Genomic DNA, 12,212 nt, shown 5'->3' with positions numbered 1-12,212 from the left:
AAATAACTGATCTAAATTTTGCGCCGGAAAAATGGCTTAGTTTGAGGCGTAAGTTGATGTAAATGGTTGTTCCCTATACGAAACTTACAGCGAAAAAATAAGTTGTTTTAACAAGTAAAATAGATCAGTTACTTACTATGATTGGTATAAGTACTTTTATTACTTGATAGCTTCACATGAATGTTTGCTCGTACCATCATTTATATTTTTTCTAAACCACACCAGTTAGCAATAAAAACAGCTAACACCTGAGCAACTTGTATTGTGCTATTAATGGAAACCCGCTCATTAAAACCATGTATATTTTCAGCGATAGGACCATAACAAGTAGCTGGAGTGTTTCCGTATAATTGGAAGAAACGTGCATCCGTTGTACAAGTCACCGCCAATGTTTCACAATCTTTATTCGCCACAATATGATGTGCCTCTTTAATTGATTGAATTAACGGCGCTTCCTCTTCAATTTCACAGCCTTCTGCTTGAAAGCCTGTATAACAAAGCTCAACGTCAATATCATTTGCGATGTCCGCTTCATCAATCGTTTGTTGTAATTTTTCTTTCACATATTCAAGCGTCATCCCCGGATAAAACCCAACGCGGAAATCAGCTTCACAATAACAGGCAACCGTTGAAGCCCAATCGCCGCCATGTACTTTACCAAGATTAAAATTGATAGGGTGATCATGGCCACTATAGCAATGATGGCGATGCTCTTGTTTATTCCACTCTGTTTCTAACTCTTTTAATTTATTGATGACAACATACAGTGAATCAAACACGTTACTACCATTAGAGGTGTCGAGTACGTGCGCTGGTTTACCTGTTAATTTTAACTGGAACCACATCACCCCTAATTGGGCAACAAGACAAGACTGTCCAAAAGGCTCTGGAATGACAGCAGCATCAGCGGTATAACCAGCATCTAGACAAGCTAGTGCGCCATTACCGGTGCACTCTTCTTCAACAACACTTTGTAGTATAACGTCAGCCGCGGGTTGATAACCTAAGTCTTTTAAAGCAGCAAAGGCATTACAGTAAGCAACAATGCCAGCCTTCATGTCGCCACTACCACGTCCATAGAACCAATCACCCTCTACATGTGGTGAAAAAGGGTCTACTTCCCAAAGATGTCTAGGCCCAGTAGGGACAACATCCATATGCCCGTTTAAAATAAGTGATTTACCCACGGTTTTTTTAGGTTTATGAATACCCACTATGTTCACTCGGCCATCAGTATCATAAGTCACAGGAGGTGAAAACCCAGGTAAACTAGCTAACTTATCAAGGTCGATAGAGACCTCTTCGACATTTGTACCTAAACCAATAAACGTTTCTTTAATGATAGATTGAGCATGCTGTTCATTACCTAAGGTACTATCAGAAGCCACTAAATCAGTTAATTCATTAATAATATTATCGCGGCGACCTTCTACTGCGTTAAGAATGTCATTTAATAATGTTTTATCCATTTTATTTTCTCGATTGGCGGGTAGGTGTTCTTGTAAAAAAATCAATGAAGAACCATTTTCATGAAGTGAGCTAAAGGTGGATTAACTTTCGGTTATTCCACCTTACCAATCAAACTATCTTAATAAGTTAGTCCATAAACGGTCATATAATTTAACTACTTCAGGACTACACGGCGGTACAAATTGCGGTGTTGCAGTACCTTCTGGAAGGTTTAATTCATGTGCGCCTTTAAACTCTTTGACAAGGTAAGCATCTGCACCATTCACGCCTGGTGTATAACCAGTCACATTAGAAATAGCCGCGGCATTTTCAGGCTCTAACATGAAGTTTAAGAACAGTTTTGCATTCTCAATATTTTTAGACCCTTTTAAAACAACTAAGTTATCAGCCCACGCAGTCATCCCTTCTTTAGGGTAAGCGTACTCTAAGGTTGGTCTCTCTAGGCGAGCTTGTAACGCCATGCCATTCCATGACATAGACGCTGCTGCATCTCCTGAAATCAACATCTCTTTAGCACCATCAGACGCAATACTTAACCAATTTTCTTTAGCTTTGGTTAATAGGTCGTTAACTTCGCTTAATTGTTGACGATTGCTGTTACAAATTTCATAACCTTTATAACGAAGCGCTGCATTAACTACGTTATTTACATCGCGGAAAATGTTAATTTTTCCTTTAAGTTCTTCAGGCGGATTAAATAAAATATCTAAGGTATTAATATCACCATCGTAAACGGCTTTATCAACCACAAATGAAGTCGTACCAGCTTGGTAAGGTACTGAATACTGGTGGCCAGGATCATAATAAACATCTATTAACTCATCTTTCACATTAGCAAAATTGCTCAGTTTATTTGCTTCAATGTTTTCCAGTAAACCTTCCTCAATCATAATCTTAACCATGTAATCGCCAGGCACAGCTACATCGTAACCAGTCACACCCGATTTAAGTTTAGACAACAATGTTTCATTACTATCGTATGTATCGTAAGTGATCTTGATATCGTATTTCTTAGAGAACTTATCAAGTACCGCCTGATCCATATAATCAGACCAATTATAAATATTTAACTGACCCGCTGCATTTGCTGTTGTCGCACCTAATAAACTTGCAGTAACAGCAATTGCTAATACCTTTGCTTTAGCGGGGAACATACCTTTTACTTTTAACATAATAGAACTCCTTTCATTTAGTTTATGTAGAACTTTTACTTGAACGATTGCACCACCAAGAGGCAGTCACAAACAAAATTGAAACCAATAATAAAATGGTTGATATCGCGTTAATTTCTGGTGTTAAACCAACACGTAACATGCTGTAAATGGTCATTGGTAAAGTACTTGAACCAGGCCCTGCAACCATATTAGCGACAATAAAATCATCGAGTGATACAACAAAGGCAAGCATCAATCCAGATACAATACCAGGCATGGCCATAGGTAAAGTGACATGTCGAAATGACTGCCAGCGTGACGCGTATAGGTCATAGGCGGCTTCATCAAAACTTTGTTTAATGTCCTTTAATCGTGTTGAAATCGGCAAATACGCAAAAGGAATACAAAAAACAATATGTGCTAATAAAATGGTGCCTAACCCTAAGGTCATATCGATAGCAATGAAGAAGATTAAACTGGCAACTGCTACTACAATCTCTGGTAATAACAATGGTAAATTGATCACTCCCACCACTATTTTTTGCCTTTTTAATGGTGTACCTCTTAACATCCCCATCGCCGCTGCCAATGCGATTAAAGTGGCAATTGAAGAGGCTAAAACAGCAATTAATAAGGAGTTCATGGTTGCATTTTGAATAGCAGGATTACTAAATGCTTTTATATACCAATCGAATGTAAACTCTCCCCACGTAGTAATAGAACGTAATGAGTTAAAGGAATACAAACTAATCACGATCAGTGGTGTATATAAAATAAATAAACATAATACGGTAATTGGTTTGGTACCTGGGTAATAACTTATGCTGTGTTTCATTGCTGCTCTCCTTTTTTACGTAGAGAGAAAATCAGTAAAGTGATGAGTATGATGGTCAGTAAAATAATCGCGATGGCCGCACCAAATGGCCAGTTACGAGAACCTTGGAATTGCAATGCAATCAAGTTACCTATCATTAATTGTTTACCGCCTCCTAATAAATCTGGCGCAATGAATGAACCAATTGAAGGGATAAAGACCAATAAACAACCTGCATAAATACCATTTGATACACTTGGAATGAGGACATTTTTAAGAGCAGCCCAACGGCTTGCATAGAGATCATGTGCCGCCGTTAGCAATGACATATCAAAGCGAGATAAGGCAGTATAAATAGGTAATACCATAAAAGGTAAGAAGGAATAAAATAGGCCTAGCGATACAGCAAATGGCGTGTAAGCTAATTTTATAGGCGTATCGATCCAATCTAAATACATCAAGAACTCATTAAGCGGACCTTGATCCCTAATAATGAATAACATAGCGATAGTACGCACTAATAAGTTAACCCAATAAGGGATAGTAATAGCGAATAGCCATAAGCTTTGGGTATTTGCCGGTCTTGTAGCAATAAAATAGGCGGTAGGAAAACCAATCATAAAGCACAATAAAGTTGCGATGGCCGCTTGAGAAAATGAACGACCAAAAATCTCTAGGTATGCAGAGGTAAATTGCAACTCTTCAGTTAAAAAGTCTTCTTGAAATAAAAACTGTTTATAAGCATCTAATGAAAATACCCATTCCACACCACCGTATGTACCAGGTTGCAAAAAGGAATAAACAAATACAATGGAGATAGGGATCAGTAGAAAAAATCCAATCATAAACATTGAAGGAGAGATCAGGCCATAACGGACCTTCTCTTCTTTTGATAGGTTAACTATATTCAACATCCCTACCCCCTAATTAAACGAGCGGTAGATAAATCGAAGCTAATATTTACTTTGTCGCCCTGTTCAAACGTCTTTTTGGAGCTAGTGATATTTTGACTGCGGATTAGCAATTCACACCCGGTATTTAGTATCACAATATATTGTGTATCCGTCCCCATATAAATGCTTTGTTCGACAGTAGCTGTGAGTGGTGTTTCTCCAGTAAAAGGACTAATCGTAATACGTTCAGGTCTGATTGATAATTTTGCTGTTGGACCTAAAAATAGTCGATTAAAATAAGGAACTTCAATGACATCACTGTTCTGATGCTCTGTATCGCTAGCTTGAATAGTGACCTCAGCAGACTGTTCACCTTTACTTAATACATTTACGTTTAATAAATTTGTTTCACCAATAAAATCAGCCACAAACTCATTAACCGGCTCTTCATAAATCTCCGACGGCGTACCTAACTGCTGCAGGTGGCCTGCTGACATGACGGCAATGCGATCCGACATGGTTAATGCTTCTTCTTGGTCATGGGTTACAAAGACAAAGGTGATCCCTGTTTGTTGCTGAATTTTCTTTAATTCAAGTCGCATACTTTGACGTAACTTAAGATCCAATGCTGATAATGGTTCATCTAAAAGCAATAATTTTGGTCTAGGTGCTAAGGCTCTTGCCAAAGCAACGCGCTGTTGTTGACCGCCCGATAATTGATTCGGTTTACGGTCTGCAAACTTTTCAAGTTGCACTAGTGCTAACATTTCATCAGCACGTTTTACTCTTTCAGCTTTGGCAACACCTTGCATTTTTAAGCCAAACTGCACATTTTCATGCACGGTTAAATGTGGGAAAAGTGAGTAATGCTGAAACACAGTATTAATAGGACGTTTATTAGCTGGTAGGTTCTCTATTTTTTCATCAAACAGTTCAATGACACCTGTACTTGTTTGCTCAAATCCACCTAATAAGCGTAATAAAGTTGTTTTCCCACATCCTGAAGGGCCAAGCAGTGTAAAGAATTCACCCTCTTGAATATCAAAAGATATTTCATTGAGTGCCTGAAAGTCTTTAAACTGTTTGGTCACTGACTTAAGCGATATTGCAGTCGTCATAATAAGTTCCTTTTCAACTTTATTTAGTCATCAAACAAAAAACATAACCCGAATATTATGGAATTAATCATAAAACTTGTTAAAGGAGGGGTATATAACCCCAGTGTGGTATGGTTTAATAAACGTACTAAATTTAATTATTCGATTAGGTAACTAAATGCAACTAACCAACAACCTTCAAAGCAAGCAAGATAAAGCCTTAGGTGAACTTGTTCGTCATTTAGATACAGCAAACTTTCCTGAAGCTTTAAGTCATTTTGTTAGTAAAATTGTCACTTTCGATAACATGATCATTATCGCTTACCATAAAGATCACAATCCGGAAGAGTTATATCGAGAGAGCAACGATGATAGTGTTTATAATCAAGTAGATAGTTATTATGTCAAAGCAGCGTATTTACTAGATCCTTTCTATGAGGGGGTATTAGGCGGGATACAATCAGGTATTCATAGCATTTTTGATCTTGCACCTGACCAATTCAAACAAACAACTTACTTTAAACAATATTACAGTAACACCACTTTAGTAGATGAATTTGCATTGTTTTATGGCGTTGCTCATGAAACAACCTTAACTGTCTGTTTTGGTAGAGATGAGACAAGTGGCGTTCAATTTAGTAAAGGTGAGTTGAAGAGAATTAAATCCTACGAAACCATTTTATCTAGACTATGTGCTTTCCACTGGCGACAATATCAACCCAAAGAAGGAATAAATATTGTCCTGCAACCGGTCACTCAACGTCTAAGAGCTACCTTAAAAGAACAACATGGTATTGGATTAAGCCCAAGACAAGCGGAGGTGGCACTGTATATATTACAAGGGCATTCGTCTCTGTCGATATCATTGAACCTAAATATTAGTAAAGAGACTGTTAAAGTATTTCGTAAACAACTTTACGCAAAGTGTAATATCAGTTCACAGGCTGAATTATTTGCACTATTAATGCCCATTTTATCTTTGTTATAACTTAAAGCTGATTAAAAACTCGGTTAAATACGGCAGTGAGTAATTCGACTTTATTGGCTTCACGGGGTGTTTTTTTGGTCACCAAAGATAAATTAAATTGGTAGGTGATCTCATTAGGACGAATGATACGCATCTCACCTTTATTTAATTCTTCTTGTATATAACTTTGTGGCATAAACCCAATGTAACTTCCGGACATGATCATCGCTTTACGTGTATCAAATTGATATGACTTGGCCATTAGGTTTAACTTTTTCAATTGCTCACTACCAGAAGGCTCAATATCTACCCCAGGATGAATGGCAGCTACCTCGGCCAAATCAGTTTCACTAATCACGGTATCGACTTTATTAAAAAAAGGGTGATGTTTACTGCAACATAAATAAACAGCTTCATTAGTAATATGTTGGTAGGACAAGCCTTCTATTTGTTGATAACCAGGAAATAAACCAATATGCGCTTTATCTTTTAATAATGCTTTTTCGATATTAGCGATGGGTTCACTGTCTAATACTAGGTGTAAGCTAGGTGAATCTTGGTGAATTATTTTAATCACTTCGGATAATTTATTTTGCGTTGCTTGATTCAACTGGTCGGCACACAAGATAATTAGCTCACCACTTAATTCCTTGCTCAAGGACCCCACTAACAATGAAAAATCGTTCAACGAATCAAACAGGTTAATCACTGCCCGATAAACCGTATGGCCATCCTCAGTCAAAGCAAACCCGCCACGACCACGTAAACATAGCTTTAGTTTCATGCGCTCTTCAAGGTTGGACATGTGAATGCTAATAGTAGATCGCGTGATTCCCAGCGCAGATTCTGCAGCAGAAAATCCACCATTCTCCACCACAGAGACAAAGATCCGTAATAAGCGTAAATCATATTCTGCTATAGGTTTAGGAATTATCGACGACTTCTTCATAGTTTTATCCAGTTCAAACTTATTGTTTAAAGTTTTGTATTTAACTCTATTTAAAGTTGTTATTCAATAAGGTCATAAAGTTAGTCTAATAAATAAAATTAGTTACGAGTTCACACAGTTAAGTATTTTTAAACATAAATAAGCTGGAGATAACCATGAACGCACTACAAGATAAGCAATTACTCAAAACATTTTCCTACATCGATGGTAGCTGGCATAGCAGCGATTCATTCTTTAGCGTAACGAACCCTGCAACAGGTGAAGAAATTGCCAAAGTATTTAATGCCGGTATAGCCGATACAAAACTTGCTGTGAAAGCAGCTAAAAAAGCCTTAAAGAAATGGTCTGCAAAATCAGCCAATGAACGTTGCACTTTAATGCGTAATTGGTTCAACTTAATGATCCAACATCAAGATGACTTAGCTCATATTCTGACCTTAGAACAAGGTAAACCCATTGCTGAGGCAAAAGGTGAAATTGGCTATGGTGCCGCCTTCGTAGAATGGTTTGCTGAAGAAGGCAAACGCGTTTATGGGGATACAATCCCAGCTCCATCAGGTGACAAGCGTATTGTTGTAGTTAAGCAACCAGTCGGTGTTGTAGCGTCTATTACGCCTTGGAACTTCCCTAATGCAATGATTGCACGTAAAGCAGCGGCAGCATTAGCGGCAGGTTGTACTTTTGTGGTGCGCCCTGCTGCATTAACACCACTTTCTGCATTAGCCATGGCTGAATTAGCAGAGCGCGCTGGTATCCCTGCTGGTGTATTCAATGTTGTAGCTGGTGATGACTCTCGAGGCATGGGTAAAGTATTAACGCAACACCCTGATATTGCTAAATTTACTTTCACTGGTTCAACAGCTGTAGGTAAGACTCTCATCGAACAATGTGCTTCGACGGTAAAAAAAGTATCTATGGAATTAGGGGGTAACGCACCTTTTATCGTATTTGATGATGCTGATATTGATGCAGCAGTGCAAGGAGCAATGGCGTCTAAGTACCGTAATGCAGGTCAAACCTGTGTTTGTACTAACCGAATTTTTGTCCAGAGAGCTGTACTTGAAGAGTTTACTGACAAATTCAAAAAAGCCGTTGCTAGTCTAAATATTGGCGATGGTTTAACTGAAGGTGTTGAAATTGGTCCAATGATTTCTGAAGATGCCGTTAATGGCGTGGATAAATTAGTCACTGATTCGGTGGCTTTAGGCGCCAACGTTTTATTAGGTGGTCAACGAGATAACGCAGGGAATAACTTTTACCAACCTACCATTTTAACGAATGTGACCAATCAAATGCCCGTGGCTAGCGAAGAAATTTTCGGTCCTGTATCACCTATCATTGCATTTGAAGATGAAGAACAAGTATTAGCCATGGCAAACGACTGTGAAGTGGGATTAGCCGCTTACTTCTATTCTCGTGATATTGGCAGGGTATGGCGCGTATCAGAAGGCTTAGAATACGGCATGGTGGGTATTAATGAAGCCATGATTTCTAATGCTGCAGCACCATTTGGTGGTATTAAACAATCAGGAAGTGGTCGTGAAGGTTCAAAATATGGTTTAGATGATTACCTAGAAATTAAATATTTATGTATGGGTGGTTTAGATAAATAAGCTCAGCAAACTCACTAACAATAAAACCATAAATAGCCAAACTATGTATCTATCAGGAAGATGAACATGACAAACAGCAGTTTACAAAATAGAAAAGCAGAAGCCTTTGCACGTGGCCAAGGTAATATTTATCCAGTATATGTTGAGCATGCAAAAAATGCTGAACTATGGGATGTGGAAGGTAAACGTTACATCGACTTTGGGACCGGCATTGCGGTGTGTAACACCGGCCATAGCCATCCTAAAATTGTGGAAGCAGCGAAACAACAAATAGATAAATTTAGCCACACCTGTGTGATGGTTAATCCATATGAAGTTGCTGTGACTTTAGCAGAAAAATTAACTGCAGCAGCACCTGGTAATTCGCCAAAGAAAGCCATCTTTGTCACCACAGGTGCAGAAGCAGTAGAAAACTGTGTAAAAATTGCACGTGCGCATACTGGTCGTCGCGGTGTGATTGCGTTTAATGGTGGTTTCCATGGTCGTACTAATTTAACCATGGCATTAACTGGTAAAGTCACTCCCTACAAAAACTTATTTGGTCCGTTTCCTTCGGATATTTTTCACGCCCCATTTCCAATGGAGCGTCATGATGTATCGGTAAAAGACTCGCTTAAAGCATTAAACAACTTGTTTAAAGTAGATATCTGCCCTACTGATGTCGCCGCTATCATTGTGGAGCCAGTTCAAGGTGAAGGTGGTTTTTACGCTGCACCACCTGAGTTTCTTCAAGCATTACGTGAACTTTGTGACCAACACGGGATCATGCTGATTGCCGATGAAATTCAATCTGGCTTTGGTCGTACTGGTAAAATGTTTGCCTTTGAATATTCAGGTGTTGAACCTGATTTAATGACAATGGCAAAAGGGATTGCAGGTGGTTTCCCAATTTCAGCGGTTGTTGGTAAAAGCGAGATAATGGATGCACCACTACCTGGTGGTTTAGGTGGCACTTATGGTGGTTCTCCAGTAGCTTGTGCAGCGGCATTAGCCGTTTTAGAAGTCATCGAAGAAGAAAATCTAATTCAACGCTCTGTTGAGATAGGTCATTTATTTAATCAACGTTTAAGCCAGTTACAACAACAGTATCCTGAAGTTATCCTAGAGGTTAGAAATCAAGGCGCAATGATAGCCCTTGAGTTTGTTAAAAATGGTGATGCTGAGCAACCAAACACCGCATTAACTCAGGCTATTATTGCTAATGCTGCTGAACACGGTTTAGTACTGCTTGCTTGTGGTTTTTACGGCAATGTTATCCGTTTCCTACCTGCATTAACTATTTCCGATGAGATTATTAATGAAGGTTTAGATAACTTTACAACACTATTTAATAGCGTTGTTGATAAGAATAGTTAGTTAAATCATTACCTTTCCTAAACCTATCCGCCAAAATGGCTGATAGGTTTTATAGAAAAGAGTGATTATATAAACAAAAAAATCCCCGCTAATGCAACATTAACGGGGATTTTTATTAGTAACAGCTTAAATGACTATTAACTTAAATCAATCCAAGTTGTTTTCATTTCAGTATATTTATCAATAGAATGCAATGATTTATCACGTGCATTACCAGACTGTTTTACGCCACCAAAAGGGGTTGTCGAATCACTGCCTGCCCAGTTGTTTATCCATACCATACCCGCTTGTAACTCACGTGCTGTTTTATGTGCTTTCTTTAAATTATCAGTCCAGATACCAGCTGCTAAACCGTATTTACTGTCATTTGCTAACTGAATAGCTTCTTCCCACGTTGTAAACGTATTAACAGCAACAACAGGACCAAATATTTCATTCTCAACAATGCTCATATTTTGTTGGGTATCGGTAAAGATAGTCGGTTGTACAAAACAGCCTTGACCATCAACTGTGGTTTGGTTACCGCCATATAACAAATTAGCCCCCTCACTAACACCTGATTCAATAAAGCTTATAATATTATTGAGGTGTTGTTGATCAACAATCGCTCCCATATTCGTGTCAGGATTAAGCGGGTCACCAGGAATAAAGTTTTTCGCTTGTTCGACTAATAACCCCATAAATTTATCTTTAATGGATTCCTCAATCAACAATCGAGATGTAGCAATACATACTTCACCTTGATTGGAGAAGATACCAAAGGCCGCAGAAAATGCCGCCGCCTCTAAATCTTCACAATCAGCAAAAATGATACAAGGTGATTTACCACCTGCTTCAAGCCAAGTTCGTTTTAAGTTTGACTCACCAGCATATCCCATTAACTGACCTGCAACCTTAGTCGACCCAGTAAAAGTAATCACATCAACTTCATTATGTAATGCTAGCGCTTTCCCCACCGTATGGCCAAAACCAGGTAGCACGTTAAACACGCCATCTGGAATGCCAGCTTCCTTTGCTAAGGTTGCTAAAAACAACGCACTTAGAGGGGATTTTTCAGAAGGTTTTAGGATCACACTATTACCCGCTGCTAATGCTGGGGCAATTTTCCAACTAGCCATCATAAGTGGATAGTTCCAAGGAACAATCGCAGCGACAACACCAATCGGCTCATGAGTCATTAATGCCATACTGTTAGTGTTAGTGGGTGATATTTCGCCATAGACTTTATCAATGGCTTCGGCTGTCCAACGGAATGTTTCTATTGTATTAGGTATATCAAAACCAACACAGTCTGCAATAGGCTTGCCCATATCCAAAGTATCGATTAATGATAAGGTCTCAGCGTGTTGCTCAATTAAATCAGCAAATTTTAATAATGTCTTTTTACGCTCTAAAGCGGGCTTTCTAGACCATGAACCAGATTCAAATACCTGTTTTGCTACTGCTACCGCTATCTCTGCATCTTCACTATCACAACTTGCAACCTCTGCAAGGACTTCGCCCGTTGCAGGATTAATAGAAGAGAATGTTTCCCCAGATTGTGCGACAACAAAAGCACCATTTATAAAAGCATTAGTATTAAATTCAATTGAGTTGGCCATCTCTTGCCATTGTGAATAACTTTTCATTACATACTCCATGTTAGATGTGTATTTTATTTGGACACCAACTCAAAGCATTGAACTCTTTGCGTTGGTAATAAATAGTTGCTTATTGACTCGAATAAGACGGTGTTATACCAATTGTATTAAATAACTGATCTAAATTTTGCGCCGGAAAAATGGCTTAGTTTGAGGCGTAAGTTGATGTAAATGGTTGTTCCCTATACGAAACTTACAACGAAAAAATAAGTTGTTTTAACAAGTAAAATAGATCAGTTACTTACTATGATTGGTATAA

General features: G+C 38.5%; 10 protein-coding genes. 3 read left to right on the top strand and 7 right to left on the bottom strand.

The genetic code is table 11. From position 1 onward, the window contains the following. Positions 1-200: 200 nt before the first annotated feature. The 5 genes from DS885_RS06415 to DS885_RS06395 form a co-directional block, all read right to left on the bottom strand. Positions 201-1,469 (bottom strand): M20 family metallopeptidase, encoded by a 1,269-nt coding sequence (locus DS885_RS06415; RefSeq protein WP_113818607.1) that lies wholly within the window; start codon positions 1,467-1,469, stop codon positions 201-203. A gap of 114 nt (positions 1,470-1,583) precedes the next feature. Beyond that, positions 1,584-2,642 (bottom strand): extracellular solute-binding protein, encoded by a 1,059-nt coding sequence (locus DS885_RS06410; protein ID WP_113818605.1) that lies wholly within the window; start codon positions 2,640-2,642, stop codon positions 1,584-1,586. Between the two features lie 22 nt (positions 2,643-2,664). After that, entirely contained in the window at positions 2,665-3,459 is a 795-nt protein-coding gene (locus DS885_RS06405; RefSeq protein WP_113818604.1) for an ABC transporter permease, read from the bottom strand. Beyond that, positions 3,456-4,352 carry an ABC transporter permease gene (locus DS885_RS06400; protein ID WP_113818603.1) on the bottom strand — a complete coding sequence of 299 codons (897 nt, stop codon included), beginning with the start codon at positions 4,350-4,352 and terminating at the stop codon, positions 3,456-3,458. Before DS885_RS06400 ends, DS885_RS06405 begins: the two co-directional genes overlap by 4 nt. A 2-nt stretch (positions 4,353-4,354) precedes the next feature. Further along, positions 4,355-5,449: an ABC transporter ATP-binding protein gene (locus tag DS885_RS06395; RefSeq protein ID WP_113818602.1), complete on the bottom strand. Its 1,095-nt coding sequence runs from the start codon at positions 5,447-5,449 to the stop codon at positions 4,355-4,357. Between the two features lie 157 nt (positions 5,450-5,606). Between DS885_RS06395 and DS885_RS06390 the strand changes: the two genes are divergently transcribed. Next, entirely contained in the window at positions 5,607-6,416 is an 810-nt protein-coding gene (locus DS885_RS06390; RefSeq protein WP_220149655.1) for a helix-turn-helix transcriptional regulator, read from the top strand. 1 nt (position 6,417) lies between these two features. Here the strand turns inward: DS885_RS06390 and DS885_RS06385 are convergent, their stop codons facing one another. Then, positions 6,418-7,344: a LysR family transcriptional regulator gene (locus tag DS885_RS06385; protein ID WP_113818601.1), complete on the bottom strand. Its 927-nt coding sequence runs from the start codon at positions 7,342-7,344 to the stop codon at positions 6,418-6,420. A gap of 155 nt (positions 7,345-7,499) precedes the next feature. On the opposite strand from DS885_RS06385, the gene DS885_RS06380 reads away from it, so the two are divergent. Further along, positions 7,500-8,957, top strand: coding sequence for an NAD-dependent succinate-semialdehyde dehydrogenase (locus tag DS885_RS06380; protein ID WP_113818600.1), 1,458 nt, complete (start codon positions 7,500-7,502; stop codon positions 8,955-8,957). A gap of 66 nt (positions 8,958-9,023) precedes the next feature. Next, positions 9,024-10,313 (top strand): 4-aminobutyrate--2-oxoglutarate transaminase, encoded by a 1,290-nt coding sequence (gene gabT, locus DS885_RS06375; protein ID WP_113818599.1) that lies wholly within the window; start codon positions 9,024-9,026, stop codon positions 10,311-10,313. A gap of 137 nt (positions 10,314-10,450) precedes the next feature. On the opposite strand, the gene DS885_RS06370 is transcribed toward gabT, so the two are convergent. Continuing rightward, entirely contained in the window at positions 10,451-11,941 is a 1,491-nt protein-coding gene (locus DS885_RS06370) for an aldehyde dehydrogenase (protein WP_113818598.1), read from the bottom strand. Positions 11,942-12,212: the final 271 nt, after the last annotated feature.

Origin of the sequence: Psychromonas sp. B3M02, from assembly GCF_003318165.1 — a bacterium.
Taxonomy (GTDB): domain Bacteria; phylum Pseudomonadota; class Gammaproteobacteria; order Enterobacterales; family Psychromonadaceae; genus Psychromonas.
This window is presented reverse-complemented; position numbering and strand designations above follow the sequence as displayed.